18 protein-coding genes are annotated in these 17,517 nt (G+C 72.7%); 9 read left to right on the top strand and 9 right to left on the bottom strand.

The genetic code is table 11. From position 1 onward, the window contains the following. Window positions 1-4: 4 nt before the first annotated feature. Window positions 5-607: a Clp protease N-terminal domain-containing protein gene (locus ACW62_RS15335; protein ID WP_053204988.1), complete on the bottom strand. Its 603-nt coding sequence runs from the start codon at window positions 605-607 to the stop codon at window positions 5-7. A gap of 2 nt (window positions 608-609) precedes the next feature. Continuing rightward, entirely contained in the window at window positions 610-834 is a 225-nt protein-coding gene (locus ACW62_RS15340; protein ID WP_053204989.1) for a hypothetical protein, read from the bottom strand. A gap of 119 nt (window positions 835-953) precedes the next feature. Here ACW62_RS15340 and ACW62_RS15345 point away from each other — a divergent pair, with 119 nt between their 5' ends. Continuing rightward, on the top strand, window positions 954-1,643 hold the full coding sequence (locus ACW62_RS15345) for a class I SAM-dependent DNA methyltransferase (protein ID WP_053204990.1): 690 nt from the start codon (window positions 954-956) through the stop codon (window positions 1,641-1,643). Between the two features lie 105 nt (window positions 1,644-1,748). On the opposite strand, the gene ACW62_RS15350 is transcribed toward ACW62_RS15345, so the two are convergent. Beyond that, a complete protein-coding gene (locus ACW62_RS15350) occupies window positions 1,749-2,210 on the bottom strand; it encodes a YdeI/OmpD-associated family protein (RefSeq protein WP_053204991.1) in 462 nt (153 codons plus the stop codon). A gap of 105 nt (window positions 2,211-2,315) precedes the next feature. On the opposite strand from ACW62_RS15350, the gene ACW62_RS15355 reads away from it, so the two are divergent. From ACW62_RS15355 to ACW62_RS15370, 4 genes are all read left to right on the top strand, one after another. Beyond that, window positions 2,316-2,750, top strand: coding sequence for a TIGR03667 family PPOX class F420-dependent oxidoreductase (locus ACW62_RS15355; protein WP_053204992.1), 435 nt, complete (start codon window positions 2,316-2,318; stop codon window positions 2,748-2,750). Between the two features lie 3 nt (window positions 2,751-2,753). Continuing rightward, window positions 2,754-3,443 carry a phosphotransferase gene (locus ACW62_RS15360; RefSeq protein ID WP_053204993.1) on the top strand — a complete coding sequence of 230 codons (690 nt, stop codon included), beginning with the start codon at window positions 2,754-2,756 and terminating at the stop codon, window positions 3,441-3,443. A 194-nt stretch (window positions 3,444-3,637) separates the two neighbouring features. Next, window positions 3,638-4,249: a hypothetical protein gene (locus tag ACW62_RS34070; RefSeq protein ID WP_157574781.1), complete on the top strand. Its 612-nt coding sequence runs from the start codon at window positions 3,638-3,640 to the stop codon at window positions 4,247-4,249. Between the two features lie 324 nt (window positions 4,250-4,573). Further along, complete coding sequence (locus tag ACW62_RS15370; RefSeq protein ID WP_053204995.1) at window positions 4,574-5,656, top strand: ABC transporter substrate-binding protein; 1,083 nt, start codon at window positions 4,574-4,576, stop codon at window positions 5,654-5,656. Here ACW62_RS15370 and ACW62_RS15375 read toward each other — a convergent pair. Beyond that, the gene (locus ACW62_RS15375) at window positions 5,620-6,582 is read right to left on the bottom strand and encodes an NAD(P)/FAD-dependent oxidoreductase (RefSeq protein ID WP_053204996.1); all 963 of its coding nucleotides are present in this window, start codon (window positions 6,580-6,582) and stop codon (window positions 5,620-5,622) included. The genes ACW62_RS15370 and ACW62_RS15375 overlap by 37 nt on opposite strands. A gap of 208 nt (window positions 6,583-6,790) precedes the next feature. Between ACW62_RS15375 and ACW62_RS15380 the strand changes: the two genes are divergently transcribed. Next, a complete protein-coding gene (locus ACW62_RS15380) occupies window positions 6,791-8,281 on the top strand; it encodes an ankyrin repeat domain-containing protein (protein WP_053204997.1) in 1,491 nt (496 codons plus the stop codon). On the opposite strand, the gene ppk2 is transcribed toward ACW62_RS15380, so the two are convergent. From ppk2 to ACW62_RS15400, 4 genes are all read right to left on the bottom strand, one after another. After that, complete coding sequence (ppk2, locus tag ACW62_RS15385) at window positions 8,274-9,089, bottom strand: polyphosphate kinase 2 (RefSeq protein ID WP_053204998.1); 816 nt, start codon at window positions 9,087-9,089, stop codon at window positions 8,274-8,276. The genes ACW62_RS15380 and ppk2 overlap by 8 nt on opposite strands. Before the next feature lie 23 nt (window positions 9,090-9,112). After that, the gene (locus tag ACW62_RS15390; RefSeq protein WP_053204999.1) at window positions 9,113-11,113 is read right to left on the bottom strand and encodes an ABC transporter ATP-binding protein; all 2,001 of its coding nucleotides are present in this window, start codon (window positions 11,111-11,113) and stop codon (window positions 9,113-9,115) included. Next, a complete protein-coding gene (locus tag ACW62_RS15395) occupies window positions 11,110-12,843 on the bottom strand; it encodes an ABC transporter ATP-binding protein (protein WP_053205000.1) in 1,734 nt (577 codons plus the stop codon). The genes ACW62_RS15390 and ACW62_RS15395 overlap by 4 nt, the downstream gene beginning before the upstream one ends. Window positions 12,844-12,909: 66 nt before the next feature. Beyond that, window positions 12,910-13,515, bottom strand: a complete 606-nt coding sequence (locus ACW62_RS15400; protein WP_157574782.1) for a TetR/AcrR family transcriptional regulator — start codon at window positions 13,513-13,515, stop codon at window positions 12,910-12,912. A 114-nt stretch (window positions 13,516-13,629) separates the two neighbouring features. Here ACW62_RS15400 and ACW62_RS15405 point away from each other — a divergent pair, with 114 nt between their 5' ends. From ACW62_RS15405 to ACW62_RS15415, 3 genes are all read left to right on the top strand, one after another. Further along, window positions 13,630-14,481, top strand: coding sequence for a slipin family protein (locus tag ACW62_RS15405; protein WP_053205002.1), 852 nt, complete (start codon window positions 13,630-13,632; stop codon window positions 14,479-14,481). A 166-nt stretch (window positions 14,482-14,647) separates the two neighbouring features. Then, a complete protein-coding gene (locus ACW62_RS15410; RefSeq protein WP_053205003.1) occupies window positions 14,648-16,513 on the top strand; it encodes an anthranilate synthase family protein in 1,866 nt (621 codons plus the stop codon). A 24-nt stretch (window positions 16,514-16,537) separates the two neighbouring features. After that, window positions 16,538-17,059: a hypothetical protein gene (locus ACW62_RS15415; protein WP_157574783.1), complete on the top strand. Its 522-nt coding sequence runs from the start codon at window positions 16,538-16,540 to the stop codon at window positions 17,057-17,059. A gap of 5 nt (window positions 17,060-17,064) precedes the next feature. Here the strand turns inward: ACW62_RS15415 and ACW62_RS15420 are convergent, their stop codons facing one another. Continuing rightward, window positions 17,065-17,478, bottom strand: coding sequence for a VOC family protein (locus tag ACW62_RS15420; RefSeq protein WP_053205005.1), 414 nt, complete (start codon window positions 17,476-17,478; stop codon window positions 17,065-17,067). Between the last annotated feature and the right edge of the window lie 39 nt (window positions 17,479-17,517).

Genomic DNA, 17,517 nt, shown 5'->3' on the forward strand with positions numbered 1-17,517 from the left:
GGTCTCAGACCGCCTTGCTCAGGTCGGCGAGGACCTGCTCGCGGACGGCGCGCGGCTGGATGCCGAGCCGCTCGAACACCGCCCGCGTCTGCTGGTCGTCGCTGCGCAGCAGGGCGAGCAGGATGTGCTGCGTCCCGATGGCGCCGTCCTTGCGGGCGATCGCCTCGCGCAGCGACAGCTCCAGCGCCTTCTTCGCCCGCGGCGCGAACGGGATGTGGCTCAGGCGGCCGTCCGACAGCTTGGGGCGGCGGAAGACGCCGAACCGCTTGCCGCGGCCGGACTCCAGCGGCGCGTCCAACGCGCCCTCGCCGAACGCCTCCTCGGCACGCCGTCGCACCTCGTCGAGGTCGATGCCGAACGCCTTCAACGCCTCGGTGTCCTCGTCGCCCAGCGGCGCCGCACCGCCGTCGACCGCCACCACCGCGTCGCGGCCCCGCTCCGCCGTCACCCCCAGCCGCGTCAACGTCGCCACCCCCGGCGCGTCGGGCGTGGCGAGCAGCGCCAGCAGGACGTGCTCGGTGCCGATCCAGCCGTGCCGCAACTCACGGGCCTCCTCCTGCGCCCCGATCACGGTGTGGCGGGCCTCCAGGGTGAACCGCTCGAACATCGCTACCTCCTCGTGTGCTTCTTGTGCACGGCCTGCCTGCTGACGCCGAGGGCGGCCCCGATCTCCTCCCAGGACCAGCCCTGGCGGCGGGCGCTCTCGACCTGCAGCGCCTCGAGCCGCTCCACCAGCCGGCGCAGCGCCGCGACCGCCCGCAACCCGACTCTCGGGTCCGGGTCGACAGCTCCCGCCGCGGCGTCGACCGCCTCTCGTGCTTCCGATCCGGTCATGCTGTCAACATAAGCTGACAAGGCCGCTGCTGTCAACATGTGTTGACGGGTCGCCGCTGGCGGTCCGCCGAGCCGGCGATTCACCGACCTTGTCGGACCCGGCCGGTACCGTCCGGACCATGATCGAACCCGACTTCGTCACCGCCACGCGCGCGGCCTACGACACCGTCGCCGTGTCGTACGCCGAGACGCTCCGCGACCACCTCGCCTCCGAGCCGTTCGACCGCGCGATGCTCGACGCCTTCACGTCGCTGGTGGGCGCCGGCGCCGACGCCGGTGCCGACGCCGGGCCGGTCGTGGAGGTCGGTTGCGGGCCGGGGCGCATCACCGGCTACCTGCGCCAACGCGGCCTCGACGTCGCCGGCATCGATCTCTCCCCCGCCATGATCGACGTCGCCCGAGCCGCCCACCCCGACATCCCGTTCACCGTCGGCTCCATGCTCGCCCTCGACCTCCCCGACGGCGGCCTCGCCGGCCTGGTCGCGTGGTACTCCATCATCCACACCCCGCCCGAGCTGCTTCCCGGCGTCTTCACCGAGTTCCGCCGCGTCCTCCGACCGGGCGGTCGCCTGCTGCTCGCCTTCCAGGTGGGCGACGAGAAGATCCGGGTCGAGCACGCCTACGGCCATCCCGTCTCCGCCGACGCCTACCGGCTGCCGCCCGACCACATCGCCGACCTCCTCGCCGCCGCCTCCTTCACCATCGACGCACGCCTGGTCCGGGCGCCCCGGCAGCCTGAACTGGAGAAGGGACCGCAGGCCTACCTCATCGCCAGCACCACCGCCGACCCCGAGGAGGAGCTGCCCTGATTGCCACCCACTCCTGCCCGCGCGCCCGTACGCCCGCGCGCACCGCCGCCTCACACGCCCGGTCGCTGTGGCCGGTCGCTGTGCCCTACCCAGAGCGCGCCCGGTTCAGGGCGTGGGGTCGCCGTCCGTGATCATGCGGATCGCTTTCGCCGCCCGATCGGCGCGGGTTGGCTGCTTCCTGCCCTCGGCGACCCAGTCGGCGTACCGCTTGCGGTGCGAGAACGACATCGCCTCATACTCACGCAGCGCCGCGGGGTCGGCGGCGAGCGCGGCGCTCAGTTCGCGCGGCACGTCGACCACGCGCGGCTGGTCGTCCGGCTCCATCGTCACGTGCACGGTGTCACCCACATCGACGCCGAGGTCGGCGCGCTGGGCCTTGCGCAGGCCGATCCAGCCGGCGCCCCCGTAGACGGCGACCGTCGTGCGGAAGGGCGGCGTGCCGTTGACGGACACCAGGACCGGCGCCCGCGCCTTGCCGTACGTCTCCTTCGGGTCGAACGGCAGCGCGAAGCCGCAGCCCGGGCCATCGTCGCCGATGAGGAGCGCGTCGAACTCCGTCGTCGCCATGTCGCCATTCTGCCCGCCCCGCCGGCGCGCTCCACCCCGCCGCCAGCACGCCCCACGCGCACCAGCACCCCCAGCCCTGTCGGTGCGCCCGCCTACCCTCGATCCATGACCGACGCCCGCCCGTTCCCCGCCACCGACACCGCGTTCGGCCGGCGCGTGCACGACCGCCTGCGCGACGAGCGCGTCATCTGGCTCACGGTCGTCGCGCCCAGCGGTACGCCGCAGCCGAACCCGGTCTGGTTCGCTCGCGTCGGCGACGACGTCGTCATCTACAACGACCGGCACGCCCTCCGGCTCGACTGGCTGGACGATCGGCCGCGGGTCGCGCTGCACCTCAACAGCGACGCCCGCGGCGACGACGTCATCGTGCTCACCGGGCGGGCCGAGTTCCGCGACGACATCCCGCCGGCGCACGAGTCGCCCGAGTACGTCGCCAAGTACGGCCCCGACATGGTCCGCGTCAGCGGCAGCGCCGAGGCGTTCTCGCACCAGTACTCGGCGGCGGCCGTCGTCCGCGTCGATCACGTCCGCGGATACTGAGCCATGACGGACGTGGCCGGCCTGGAGCTGGTGGGCGCCGGCCGCACCGCCGACGTCTACGCGATCGACGGCGGCCGGGTGCTGCGCCGCTACCGCGACGGCGGGTCCGCGGCGACCGAGGCCTCCGTCATGACCCACGTCCGCGCCCACGGGTTCCCCGCTCCGGCCGTCTACGAGGCCACTGGTCCGGACCTCGTCCTCGATCGTCTCGTCGGCCCGACGCTGCTCCAGGCCCTCCGCGACGGCGAGCGCTCGGCCGCCGACGCCGCCGACGTCCTGGCCGGGTTGCACCGCCGGTTGCACGCCGTCCCGCCGTCCGGTCTTCCACGCCCCGCCGGGCCGGCCGCCGGCACCGTCGTCCACCTCGATCTGCACCCCGACAACGTGATCCTGACGCCGGACGGGCCGGTGCTGATCGACTGGCGCAACGCCACCGACGGCCCCGCCGACCTCGACGTCGTGTACTCGGCGCTGATCCTGGCGCAGGTCGCCGTGGGGCCGGACGCCGCGCTGGCACCCGTCGCGGCGGCGCTGATCGGACCGTTCCTGACCGCCGCTGGCGGCGCGCCGCTCGATCGCCTCGCCGCGGCCACCACCCGCCGCGGCGGCGATCCGCAACTGACGACGACCGAACGCGAGCGGCTCGCCGCGGCCGCCGTGCTCGTCGCCGAGGAGGCCCGGCACGCCTCTTGACGCCCCCGCCCGCGACCCAAAAGCACGGCGCAAAGCAGTGGAATCCAGGCGTGAACAGGAGCAAGATGGTGAGCACACAACCCGCCGAAGACCATCGGGGTGCATCCATGTCCGGTCTCCACAACGACGCACCTGGCATGCTGCCGGTGCTTTCGAAGGGCAAACACCGCAACGCACGCAAGGGCGCGTGCTTCATGGAATTCGCGTCTTACCTCGCCGGCGAGCGATGGAGCGACCACCCGTCCTGCACGCATCCGCTGCTGGCCGCGGTCGCCCGGCTGGTGAACGACGCCATCTCCGACGAGCGCCGGCCGCAACTGGCCCCACTCGTCCCCATGGTCATCGGGGTCGACTCCGACGACCCGCGCATGGACGTCCACATCACGCTCCGGGTCGCCCAGACGGGCCTGCCGGTGGCGTCGGCGGAGCGTCAGCGCGTGCTGGCGGTCGCGCTGCTGTCGGCTGAGCGCATCCTCGACGAGCTCGACCACCGGCCGGCCGGCACGCTCACCGAGCGCAGCCGCGACGCACTGGCCAAGGTCCCGGTCGCGGCCCGGTGGGCCTACGACTTCGCCGAGGGCGAGCAGACCACGATGAAGGGGTTCCAGCGCTACGCGGCGCCGACGGCCGTCCGCTGCGCTGTCGAGGGCGTCGCCAACGCCTGCGTCGCCGACCCCGACGCGCTGCTGCACCAACTGCTCGAGCTGACCATCGCCGACTGCGCGCGGCTGGTCGAGCCGCGCGGCAACGCCGACTCCGCTCGCTGGGCCGACGCATGCCGGCTCACGGGCACGGTCACCACGTGAGCTGACGAACACCGGCCCCGGGCGCGACGGTTCGGGGCCGGTGAGTTGTGCGCGAGTGCGGACAGCGGTCCGGGCCCAAGGGAGTCCGGATCCACGGGGGCGAGCAGCCGAGCGCGACACCTGCCCAAACCGAGCCGCGGCCGGACCCAGGCGACCGGGCGGTCGGACCCAGGCGGTCGGACCCAGGCGGCCGGACCCAGGCAGCCGGGCGCCCGGGCGCAGTGCCACGACACGCGTGCCGCGACAACGGCCGGCATCCCACCCCACCTCACCCCGCCCCACCCCACGATGCGTAGTTAGGTTTGCCTGAGCTAACTTAGCCGGGTGAGTTCTCGACGACTGCCGACGTTCCTGCTAGCCCTGCTGCTCGGCGCTGCCCTCGCCGGCTGCGGCTCCGACGATGACGCCCCGAGCGGTGACGACGGCGGCGGCGGCGACAGAACCGACGCCGCCGACAACGGCGTGGCCGACAGCAGCCCGGACGACAGCGGCCCGGACGACGGCGGCGGCTTCCCCGTCACCATCGAGCACGCGCTCGGCTCCGCCACCATCGAGGAGGCGCCGGAGCGGGTGGTGACGTGGGGCCCGTCGAATCAGGATGCGGTGCTGGCGCTCGGCGTGGTCCCGGTCGCGATGCCGTTCTTGGACTACGGCGGCGACGACGAGGGCGTGCTGCCGTGGGTGCGCGAGAACCTGGGCGACGCTGAGGTGCCGACGCTGCTGCCGAACGCGTCCGGCGAGGAGATCCCGTACGAGGCGATCGCCGAGGAGCAGCCCGACGTCATCGTGGCCGTGTACTCGGGACTCACGCAGGAGGAGTACGACACGCTCAGCGCCATCGCCCCCACCGTCGCCTACCCGGACGCACCGTGGAGCACGTCCTGGCAGGACCAGACGACGATCATCGGCGCGGCGCTGGGCCGGGCCGCCCGGGCGGACGAGCTGGTCGCCGAGACCGAGGAGTACCTCGCCACCCGCAGCGACGAGTTCCCGGAGCTGGCCGGCACCACCTTCGCCTACGGCGCCGAGGACGGCGCGCAGCTCGCCCTCTACACGTCCGACGACGTGCGGGTGCGGCTGCTCACCGACCTCGGCATGACGCTCGCCCCGTACGTCGACGAGCACGCGGAGGGCGACGGCGTGTACTACTACGTGTCGCCGGAGCTGGCGGGCGACATCGAGGCCGACGTGTTCATCGGGTGGTTCAACGACCAGGCGGCGGCCGACGCGTTCGCGGCGAACCCGGCGTACGCGCAGCTCCCGGCCGTCGCGGCGGGGGCGTTCGCCCCGATCGCCGGCGAGGACTACGTGACCGCCAGTTCCGCGCCGACGGTGCTGTCGATCCCGTGGATGCTCGACGACTACCTGCCTCAGCTCGCGGCGGCGGCCACCGCGGCCGGCGAGTAGATTCCACTATTGACGAGATCCATATTGATCATTGCTGCCGCGTCAACGCCGGCCGATGCAGACTTGATCACTGTTGCGAACACATCGGCAACATTGCCGGCCGCCCAGACACCGGGCACCGAGGTGCCGCCCATCGGGTCGACGGTGAGGGCGGTGCCGGCGATGATGCCGCCGCGCTCCTGCTCGACGGCGGCCAGGCCGAGACCGGCGACCATGTCGGCCCGCGCGACCGGCTTCGGCGCGACGACGACGGCGCCGGCGGGGACGACGAGACCACTGTCGAGCTCGACGCCGGTCAGCTCGTCGGACTCGATCCGCAGCGCCGCGACCGTCCCCTCGACCACCCGCACACCGCGCCCGGCGAGGTCGGCCAGCTGCGCGTCGTCCAGGGCCGGTGCGGTGTGCGTGAACAGGGTGACGTCGGCGGACCACTGCCGGAACAGCTGCGCGTGGTGCACGGACGCCGCCGACGTCGCCAGGACGCCGATCGCGCGGTCGCGCACCTCCCAGCCGTGGCAGTACGGGCAGTGCAGCACGTCGCGCCCCCACCGCTCGCGCACGCCGGGCACGTCCGGCAGCTCGTCGACGCCGCCGGTGGCCAGCAGGATCCGCCGCGCCAGCACGGTCGCCCCACTGTCGAGGCGGACGGTGAAGTCGCCGGCCGCGCCGGTCACCTCGACCACCGCGCCGTCGACGAGCTCGCCGCCGTAGCCGGCGATCTCGGACCGGCCGATGCGGTACAGCTCGCCCGGAGCGGTGCCCTCGCGGCCCAGGTAGTTGTGGATGCCGGCAGCGGGCGCGTTGCGCGGCTCACCGGCGTCGACCACCAGCACCGATCGCCGCGCCCGGGCCAGCGTCAGGGCGCCGCTCAGCCCGGCCGGCCCGCCACCGATCACCACAACGTCATAACGGTTCTCATTAGTCATACACCCAGGGTGCGCCCACCACGCCCGGACGGCAAGGTTCGTTGCCGATCTGGCAAGGTGCGCGCCGGGTAGACTGGTCGGCAGCGCGGCCGGAGCCGCGTCCGGGTCCGCGGGCAGGGTCGAACCCACTCCGTCGAACGTGTCCTTGTCCGAGCCTTTGTGCGGCCGACATTGCGGACCATCGGCGCTCTCGCGCACGGAGGACTCGATGCCCGAGCTACCCGCCCGACCCGACCACGGCCACCTGAAGAAGCAGGCCAAAGAGCTGCTGCGCGGCTACCGCGATGGCGACCCGGCGGCGGTCGCCCGGTTCCGCGCCAGCCTGCCGCATGTCGCCCAGTCGCACGCCACTCAGCCACGGCTGCGCGACGCCCAGTCCTGCGTCGCCCGCGAGTACGGCTTCGTGTCGTGGGCCGCGCTGCGGCGGCACGTCGACGAGGCCCGAGGGATGTCGGCTGAGCACTGGCTGCGGCTGGTGTACGCCGGCGACACCGTCGGCGGGACGCACGCCGCCCGGCCGGTCGAAGCCGCGCGGCTACGCGCGGCCGTCACCGCCACCGGCGACCTCGCCGCCGCCACCGGCGACCTCGCTGCCGCCACCGGCGACGTCGCGGCCGTCACCGCGGCGATCGCCGCCGATCCCGGCTGGGTGCACCGGCCGGGCGGCTCCTTCGGCCTGCCGCCGCTGATCGCCGTCGCGCACTCGTCGTTGGTGCGGCTGCCGGAGTTCGCCGCCGGCCTGCGTGCCAGCGCCCGCGCGCTGCTGGCCGCCGGCGCCGACCCGAACCAGGCGGTCGTCCTCACCGGAGGACAGCATCCGGTGACGGCGCTGTACGGCGCCGCGGGCGTCACCCACGACCACGAGCTGACCGCGCTGCTGCTCGACGCCGGGGCCGGCCCGGACGACGGCGAGTCGCTCTACCACTCGCTCGGCGACCGCGAGTGCGCCCGGCTGCTGATGGCGGCGGGCGCGACCGTCACCGGCACGAACGCCATGTACGCCGTCGCCGACCATGACGACGCCGAGGTGCTGCGGCTGCTGCTCGAGCACGGTGGCGACCCGAACGAGCCGTCGCCGTCGTGGGGGTCGCCGCTGCTGTTCGCGCTGCGCCGGCGGTGCTCGACGGCGTTCGTGCGGCTGCTGCTCGACGCAGGGGCGGACCCGCGCGCCGTCACGCCGGACGGGGTCGGCGCGCACCGGCTGGCGCTGCGGTTCGGGCTGACGGAGGCGGCGGCGCTGCTGCCGGCCGACGACGCCAGCACCCCACTGGAAGAGCTGATCGCCGCCTGCGCCAGCGGGAACGGCGCCGTCGCCCGGAACCTGGTCGCCGCGCATCCCGGCCTCGTCGACACCCTCGACGAGGGCCAGCGGCGGCTGCTGCCCGACCTCGCCGGCGAGGGCGCCGCCGACGCCGTCCGGCTGCTGGTCGAAGCCGGCTGGCCGGTCGACGCGCCGGGCGGCGACTGGCAGGCCACCGCGCTGAACCTCGCGGTCTACCGCGGCGACGCGGCGCTGGCCCGGTTCCTGCTCGAGCACGGCGCCGACCCCGCCGTCGTGCACGGCTTCGGCGACACCGTCGTCGGGACGCTGTCGTGGGCCTCGCAGAACAACGAGGAGCCGGGCATCGTCGCCGACTGGGCCGGCTGTGCCCGCGCGCTGCTCGACCACGGCGTCGAACTGCCGGACGAACTCACCTGAGCGAGCCCGCGTGGTCGGGCACGTGGTTCTGCAGCTCGCGCGGCGGCCGCTCGTAGCCCTTGGCGGCCGGCCGCGGCGGCAACCGCAGCGGCCGGCGCTGCACCTCGTGGTACGCGATGGTCGAGAGCAGATGCGCGATCATGTTGACGCGCGCGGAGCGCTTGTCCTCGCTCTCGACCACGTACCACGGCGCCTCCGGGATGTCGGTGTGCACGAACATGTCGTCCTTCGCGCGCGAGTAGTCCTCCCAGCGGCTGATCGACTCGAGGTCCATCGGCGACAGCTTCCACCGGCGCATCGGGTCCTCCAGCCGCGATCGGAACCGGCGTTCCTGCTCCGCGTCGCTCACCGAGAACCAGTACTTGCGCAGCAGGACGCCGTCCTCGACCAGCATCCGCTCGAACGTCGGGGCCTGGTTGAGGAAGCGCAGGTACTCCTCCTTCGTGCAGAAGCCCATGACCCGCTCGACGCCGGCGCGGTTGTACCAGCTCCGGTCGAACAGGACGATCTCGCCGGCGGCCGGCAGGTGCTCGACGTAGCGCTGGAAGTACCACTGGCTGCGCTGCCGCTCCGTCGGCGCCGGCAGGGCGGCGATGCGGGCGATGCGCGGATTGAGGTACTGCGTGACCCGCTTGATGGTGCTGCCCTTGCCGGCCGCGTCGCGCCCCTCGAAGACCACGACGACGCGGGCGCCCTCCTGGCGGACCCACTCCTGGAGTGTCACCAGCTCGGCCTGCAGCCGGAACAGCTCCTTCTCGTAGAGCTTCTTGGGCAGCCGCCCGTCCTTGCCGTCCTTCTTCTTCGCCACGTGATCCCCTCCCTCGACCGAACCTATGCCTCCTCGACCTCCGGCGCGGCGAACTGACTGTTGTACAGGTCGAAATACGCGCCGCGACGCTCCAGCAGCTCGGTGTGCGAGCCCTGCTCGACGATGGCGCCGTCCCGCATGACGAGGATGAGGTCGGCGTCGCGGATGGTCGACAGGCGATGCGCGATGACGAAGCTGGTGCGGTCGCTGCGCAGCGCCGCCATGGCGTGCTGGACGAGCACCTCGGTGCGGGTGTCGACCGACGACGTCGCCTCGTCGAGGATGAGGATGGCCGGGTCGGCGAGGAACGCCCGCGCGATGGTGAGCAACTGCTTCTCACCGGCGCTGATGTTGTCGCCCTCCTCGTCGATGACGGTGTCGTAGCCGTCGGGCAGCGAGTGCACGAACCGGTCGACGTAGGTCGCCTCGGCCGCGGCGCGGATCCGCGACTCCGGCGCCGACGGGTCACCGTAGGCGAGGTTCTCCCGGATCGTGCCGCCGAACAGCCAGGTGTCCTGCAGCACCATGCCGATGTTGGAGCGCAGCTCGTCGCGGCTGAGGTCGGCGATGTCGCGGCCGTCGATGGTGATGCGCCCGCCCTGCAGCTCGTAGAACCGCATGATCAGGTTGACCAGCGTGGTCTTGCCCGCGCCGGTCGGGCCGACGATCGCCACCGTGCGGCCCGGCTCGGCCACCAGCGAGAGGTCCTCGATCAGCGGCTTGTCCGGGTCGTAGCTGAACGTGACGTGCTCGAACTCGACCCGTCCGCGGGCCGGGCCGTCCAGCGTCGCCGGCGCGGCCGGATCGGGCACCTGCTCGGGCTCGTCCAGCAGTTCGAACACCCGCTCCGCCGACGCGACGCCGGACTGCAGCAGGTTCGCCATCGACGCCAGCTGGGTCAGCGGCTGGGTGAACTGGCGGGTGTACTGGACGAACGCCTGCACCTCGCCGAGGCTCATCGACCCGGACGCGACCCGCAGGCCGCCGACGACGGCGATCGCGACGTAGTTGAGGTTCCCGAGGAAGAACATCGCCGGCATGATCAGCCCGGACACGAACTGGGCGCCGAAGCTGGCCTGGTACAGCTCGTCGTTCTTGGCGGCGAAGGACTGCTCCACCTCGCGCTGCCGGCCGAACACCTTCACCAGGGCATGCCCGGTGTAGGCCTCCTCGATCTGCCCGTTCAGCGCGCCGGTGTGCGCCCACTGCGCGACGAACTGCTTCTGCGACCGCTTCGCGATGACCATCGTCACGAGCAGCGACAGCGGGATCGTCGCCAGCGCGATCAACGCCAGCAGCGGCGAGATCCAGAACATCATCAGCAGCACGCCGACGACGGTGAGCAGCGAGTTGAGCAACTGGCTCATGGTCTGCTGCAGGCTCTGCGACACGTTGTCGATGTCGTTGGTGACGCGGCTGAGCACGTCGCCGCGGGCGTTGGCGTCGAAGTACTTCAGCGGCAGCCGGTGGATCTTGTCCTCGACGTCGGAGCGCAGCCGGTACACCGTCCGCTGCACGATCGTGTTGAGCAGGTACGCCTGGATCCACATGAACAGCGACGCGCCCACGTACAGCGCCAGCACGCCGAGCAGCACCGTCTGCAGCGCGTCGAAGTCGACGCCCTGGCCGGGCACGACGTCCATGTGCGTGAGCATGTCGGCGAAGGTGTCCTGGCCGCCGGCGCGCAGGCCCTCGACCGCCTGCTCCTTGCTCACGTCGGCGGGCAGTTGCCGGCCGATGACGCCCTGGAAGATGAGGTCGGTGCCGTGCCCGAGCAGCCGCGGGCCGATCGCGTTGAGCGCGACGCTGACCACGGCCAGCACGATCACCAGCGCGACGCCGGCCCGCTCCGGCCGCAGCCGGCCGAGCAGCCGCTTCGCCGACGGGCCGAAGTTCAGCGGCTTCTGCGGCGGGCCGGCCATCGCGGCCATGCCGGGCGGGCCGCCGCCGGGACGGCCGCCCGGTCCGCCCGGGCCGGGGGGCCGCGCGGGTGCGGTCGTCGTCGTGGACCTGGACGCGCTCATGCCGCCTCCTCCGCGGTCAGCTGGGACTCGACGATCTCGGCGTACGTCGGGCAGGTCTCGATCAGCTCGGCGTGCGTGCCGAGCCCGACGACGGCGCCGTCGTCGAGCACCACGATCTGGTCGGCGTCGATGATGGTGGAGATCCGTTGCGCGACGATGACCACCGCGGCGTCCGTGGTGTGCGGGCGCAGCGCCGCCCGCAGGCGGGCGTCGGTGGCGAGGTCGAGCGCCGAGAACGAGTCGTCGAACAGGTAGATGGCGGGCCGGCGGACCAGCGCGCGGGCGATCGCCAGCCGCTGCCGCTGCCCGCCGGACACGTTGGTGCCGCCCTGCGCGATCGGCGCGTCCAGCCCTTCCGGCATCTCCTCGACGAAGTCGGCGGCCTGCGCGATCCGCAGCGCCTCCCACAGCTCGTCGTCGGTGGCGTCGGGGTTGCCGTAGCGCAGGTTGCTGGCGACCGTCCCGGAGAACAGGTACGCCTTCTGCGGCACCAGCCCGACCCGCTCGCGCAGCGCCTCGGGGTCGAGCCGGCGGACGTCGACACCGCCGGCCAGGACCTGCCCCGCGGTGACGTCGATCAGCCGCGGCACCAGGCTGACCAGCGTGGTCTTGCCCGAGCCGGTGCTGCCGACGACGGCGGTCGTGCTGCCCGGCTCGACGGTGAACGTGACGTCGCGCAACACCGGCGACTCGGCGCCCGGGTAGGCGAACTCGGCGCCGCGCAACTCCAGCGACACCCGCCCCGGCAACGTCGTCACCGGATCCGACGGCGGCAGCACCGACGACTCGGTGTCCAGCACCTCGCCGATGCGCTCCGCGCACACCGTCGCCCGCGGCAGCATGACCAGCATGAACGTCGCCATCATGACCGACATCAGGATCTGGATGAGGTAGGTCAGGAAGGCCGTCAGCGAGCCGATCTGCATCTGCCCGTCGTCGACCCGGCCGGCGCCGAACCACAGCACCGCCACGCTGGACACGTTGAAGATCAGCATGACCCACGGGAACATCAGCGCCATCAGCCGGCCGACGTACAGCGCGGTGTCGGTGAGCGCGGTGTTGGCGACGGCGAACCGGCTCTGCTCCCAGCGCTCGCGGACGAACGCCCGGACCACCCGGATGCCGGTGATCTGCTCGCGCATGACCCGGTTGACGCCGTCGATGCGCTCCTGCATGAGCCGGAAGCCGGGCACCATGCGGCGCACGATCAGCGCGATGCCGGCGATCAGCGCCGGGACGCAGACCAGCAGCAGCCAGGCCAGCCCGACGTCCTCGCGCAGCGCCATGATGACGCCGCCGGTCGCCATGATCGGCGCCGTCACCAGCAGCGTGCACGACATCAGCACCAGCATCTGGACCTGCTGGACGTCGTTGGTGTTGCGGGTGATCAACGACGGAGCGCCGAACCGGCCCACCTCGCGCGCGGAGAACTCGCCGACCCGGTGGAAGATCGCGGCCCGGACGTCGCGGCCGAACGCCATCGCCGTCTTCGCGCCGAAGTACACCGCGCCGACTGTGCAGGTGATCTGCAGCAGCGTCGCCGCCAGCATCCACCCGCCGGTCCGGACGATGTAGCCGGTGTCGCCGCGGGCGATGCCGTTGTCGATGATGTCGGCGTTGAGGCTGGGCAGGTACAGCGAGGCCAGCGTGCCGATGAACTGCAGCACGACGACGGCGGTGAGCCAGCGGCGGTACGGGCGCAGGTACGTCCGCAGCAGGGTGATGAGCATGGAGCGGCTCCGAAGTGGAGAGACGGACGGTCGGTGACGGTGCTTCGTGTGCCCGAGCTGGTGGGGTCAGGGCGACGGGTCGCCGGCCTCGGTGCTGACGCCGTGCAGCAGCAGGTCGACGACCTCGGCCGGCGTCATCGGCTCGTGGTCGTTGATGAGCGGGTGGAAGCCGGCGAAGGCGAGGATGCGCAACCGCCTGGCCACCTCGACCGGCGGGACCCGCAGGCGGTGCCGGTCGGGCTCGACCAACGCGGCGATGACGGCCATGATGCCGGCGTGCCGCGGTGGTTGCTGCCGCCCGTCGTCGCCCGGCGGCCGGTTGAAGCCGACGGCGACCATGAGCTGGAAGACGCTGGTCAGCCGCTCGTGCAGGATGTCGGCCGCAAGCAGCAGCCGGTGCTCCAGCGGCAGGTCGGTGCCGATGGCCCGCAGCCGCCGCTCGGTGTCGGTGGGGTCGACGGCCGCCTCGAGCACCTGCCGCAGCAGCGAGTCCTTGTCCTCGAAGACCCGGAAGATGGTCCCCTCGGCGATGCCGGCCGCCTCGGCGATCTGCCGGGTGCTGACGTCGAAGCCGTGCTCGTAGACCAGCGGCAGGGTGGCCGCGATGATCGCCTCACGTCGCTGATCGGGCGACATGGGCGTTGCGCGAGCCCGGCGCGTCTCGGTGGCCACGGGACGATGGTAAGTGAGTGAGGACTCACTCACAACCACTTTTCGCCGGGTTCGCTCTGCGCTGACAGACGGGCGTACGCTCGAATGTGAAGGGCCGCTGACGAGGAGGTCAGCATGGGTGCGCTATTCGCGATCCTCACCGTTCTGGTGATTCTCGGCCTCGTCGCCTACGGCGCGAGCGCCCGCGTCGTCCGTCAGTTCGAGCGTGGCGTCGTGTTCCGGTTCGGCAAGGTGCACGGGCCGCCGCGCGAGCCGGGGTTCGCGTGGATCGCTCCGTTCGTCGACCAGATGCGCAAGGTCAACGTGCAGATCATCACGCTGCCGATCCCGGCGCAGGACGGCATCACCCGCGACAACGTCACGGTGCGCGTCGACGCCGTCGTCTACTTCCGGGTGCACGACCCGGTCGAGGCCATCGTCGAGGTGCAGGACTACGAGTTCGCCGTGTCGCAGGTGGCGCAGACGTCGCTGCGCTCGATCATCGGCAAGAGCGAGCTCGACGACCTGCTGTCCAACCGCGAGGCGCTGAACCAGGGCCTCGAGCTGATGATCGACAGCCCGGCCGTCGGCTGGGGCATCGAGATCGACCGGGTCGAGATCAAGGACGTCGCGTTGCCCGAGGCGATGAAGCGCTCGATGTCACGACAGGCCGAGGCGGAGCGGGAGCGGCGGTCGCGGGTCATCACCGCCGACGGCGAGCTCCAGGCGTCGGAGAAGCTCGCCTCGGCCGCATCGACCATGTCCGCGAACCCGGCCGCGCTGCAACTGCGGCTGCTGCAGACCATCGTCGAGGTCGCCGCGGAGAAGAACTCGACGGTCGTGCTGCCGTTCCCGGTCGAGCTGCTGCGCTTCCTGGAGCACGCGAGCGGCCAGGCGGCGCCGGGCACCCCCGCCGTCCCGCCGGCCGCTGCCGACACCAACGGCACCCGGCCGGTGCCGGAACAGCCGCCGCCCCCGCCGCCGTGATGCTAGGGTCTGCGCCATGTACGCGACCGTGCTCGGCCAGTGGTGGCCCGCCTCCTAGGCGGCCCTCCCCTTCGCGTACCCCACGCAAGCGACCGCCTCCACCGAGGCGGTCGTGGCATGTCCGGATCGTTCCGCCCCGGTCGAGGCTCGACCGGAAGGAACCTCCATGCTGCAGGATCTCCTCGACGACCCCGCTCCCCCGCCGTTCGCGCTGCTCGCCCGGGCCGGCCGGCCCGGCGTCGAACTGCTGCTCGGCGACGTCGTCGACGTCGACCGGCTGGCCGACATCCCGCTGCCCGGGTCCGGCGACGGCGGCCACGCCGCGACGCTGGCGCTGATCCCGTACCGCCAGCTGGCAGAGCGCGGCTTCGAATGCCACGACGACGGAGCGCCGCTGCGCTGCCTGCGGGTGCGGTCGCGGGTCTCGCTGTCGCGCGCCGAGGTGCTGGCGGCGCTGGGCGGCGACGTCGACGTGACGCCCGGCGGCTTCGACGTCGCCGACGACGAGTACGCCGACATCGTCGGCCGGGTCATCCGCGACGAGATCGGCCGCGGCGCGGGCGCCAACTTCGTCATCCGGCGCGACTATCTGGCCCGGCTCACCGGGTCCGTGCCGCACGCGGCGCTGCGGCTGTTCGGGCGGCTGCTCACCGGCGAGCCGGGCGCCTACTGGACGTTCGCGGTGCACGCCGGCGACGTGACGATGGTCGGCGCGACGCCCGAACGCCACGTCAGCGTTGACGCCGGCACCGTCGTGATGAACCCGATCAGCGGCACCTACCGGGTCCCCGCCGACGGTGCGACCACCGATGACCTGCTGCGCTTCCTCGCCGACCCGAAGGAGACCGAGGAACTGTTCATGGTCGTCGACGAGGAGCTGAAGATGATGAGCGCCGTCTGCGAGGACGGCGGACGGGTGCTCGGGCCCTTCCTCAAGGAGATGAGCCACCTCGTCCACACCGAGTACCTGCTCGAGGGCACGACGCGGCTGGACGTGCGCGACGTGCTGCGCGAGACGATGTTCGCGCCGACGGTCACGGGGTCGCCGCTGGAGAACGCGGCCCGGGTCATCACCCGCTATGAGGTGGGTGGGCGGGGGTACTACGCGGGTGTGGCGGCGCTGATCGAGGACGGCGACGAAGGGCTGTCCGTCGACGCGCCGATCCTGATCCGGACCGCCTACCTTTCGCCAGACGGGACCGTGCGGGTGCCGGTCGGCGCGACGCTGGTGCGGCACTCCGTCGCCGGTCACGAGGTGGCCGAGACGCACGCGAAGGCGGCCGGCGTGCTGACGGCGCTCGCCGGGAAGCGGCCGCCGTCCGCCCCCGATCGTCCGTTCGCCGGTGACCCGGAGGTCGCCGCCGCGCTGACCGCCCGCAACCGCACCCTGGCGCCGTTCTGGCTGCGGCCGCAGGGGCAGGACGAGCGGCCGGCGCTGGCCGGGCGGTCGGTGCTGATCGTCGACGCCGAGGACCGGTGGACGGCGATGCTGGCGCACCTGCTGCGCCGGCTCGGCATGCTGGCGGAGGTGCGCCGCTGGTCCGCCGTCGACCCCGCCGACGGCGCCGCGTACGACCTCCTGCTGGCCGGTCCCGGTCCGGGCGACCCGCGCGACGTCGACGACCCGCGGATCGCCCGGCTGCACGACGTCGTCCGGGCCCGGCTGGACGCGGACCGCCCGCTGCTCGCCGTCTGCCTGAGCCACCAGGTGCTGGCCGGGCAGCTCGGGCTGCCGCTCGGGCCGCTGCCGCAGCCGTACCAGGGCACGCAGCGGCCGGTCCCGCTGTTCGGCCGCGAGACCCGGGTCGGGTTCTACAACACCTACGCGGCCCGGCTCGCCGACCTGCCGCCCGGCGTCGAGGTCGCCGCGCACCCGGAGACCGGCGAGGTGTTCGCGCTGCGCGGCGCCGGGTTCGCGTCGGTGCAGTTCCACCTGGAGTCGATCCTGTCGACGGACGGGATCGACCTGCTGGCGGAGCTGGTGACCGGCGTGCTCGCGCCCGTCCGCGGTGGACGGGCGGTCCGCGGCTGACCCGAACTGGCCTAGGATCCGAACATGGATGTCCCTGTCGTGACCGAAGAGCTGGTGCGGCAGTTGCGGGACGGCTACCCCCACGTCGCACTCGTCTATGCCGGTGACGGCGTGCTGCTGGTCCGCGGCCCGCGCGGCGGCGTGGTCGAGGGCGAGCGTCTCTACAGCTCGCAGCGGCTCGACTCCTGGCGGCCCGCCGCGGGCGGCCAGGCGCTGTCCGACCGCGAGCACGCCGCCCGGCTGACGGCGCAACTGACGCCGGCCATCGAGGACCTCGTCGCGCACGAGCGGGCCGAGGCGATCCTCGGCCTGCTCGCCGCGTACACCGGCCCGGACATCTGGGCCGACGTCATCGAGAAGCTGCCCGACTTCGACCGCCGCATCCCGGCGGAGTACCCGAGCTATGTCCGGTCGGCGTACGACCAGCGCCACCACGACGCCAACGCCACCACCGCCGAGTTCGTCGCGCTGGGCGAGCGGGTGACGTTCTCGCTGGACCGCCGGGAGAACCGCTGGCATGCGACGTACGCCGAGGGCGGCCGCTGACCCGCTCAGCCCGGATCGCCGTCCAGCCGGCTCTGCACCTCGTCGGCGCTGAGGTCCTCGGTCTGCCGCGTGACGATCCACTGGATGCCGAACGGGTCGCGGAGCCGGCCCTGGCGCATGCCGTACGGCTGGTCGTCGATCGGGAAGACGACGGTCGCCCCGGCCTGCTCCAGGGCGGCGCCGACGGCGTCCGGGTCGGCCGTCTCCAGCGTGAAGAGGGCGCCGGCGGCGGGGTCGTGCTCGTCGGCGTCCTTGATCGACAGCGTGCCGCCGCCCAGCCGGAACTCGGCGTAGACCACCCGGCCGCCGGGCCCGGCGTACCGGACGCCGGGCTCGGCGCCGAGCGCGCGGCGGTAGAAGTCGATCGCGGCGTCCGCCCCGTCGACGACGAGCTTCGGTGTCACGGTCATCGCGTTCATGCGTCCATCGTGGCCCTCCGAGCGGCCGCGCGCTTGGAG

Origin of the sequence: Jiangella muralis (assembly GCF_001270745.1) — a bacterium.
Taxonomy (GTDB): Bacteria; Actinomycetota; Actinomycetes; order Jiangellales; family Jiangellaceae; genus Jiangella; species Jiangella muralis.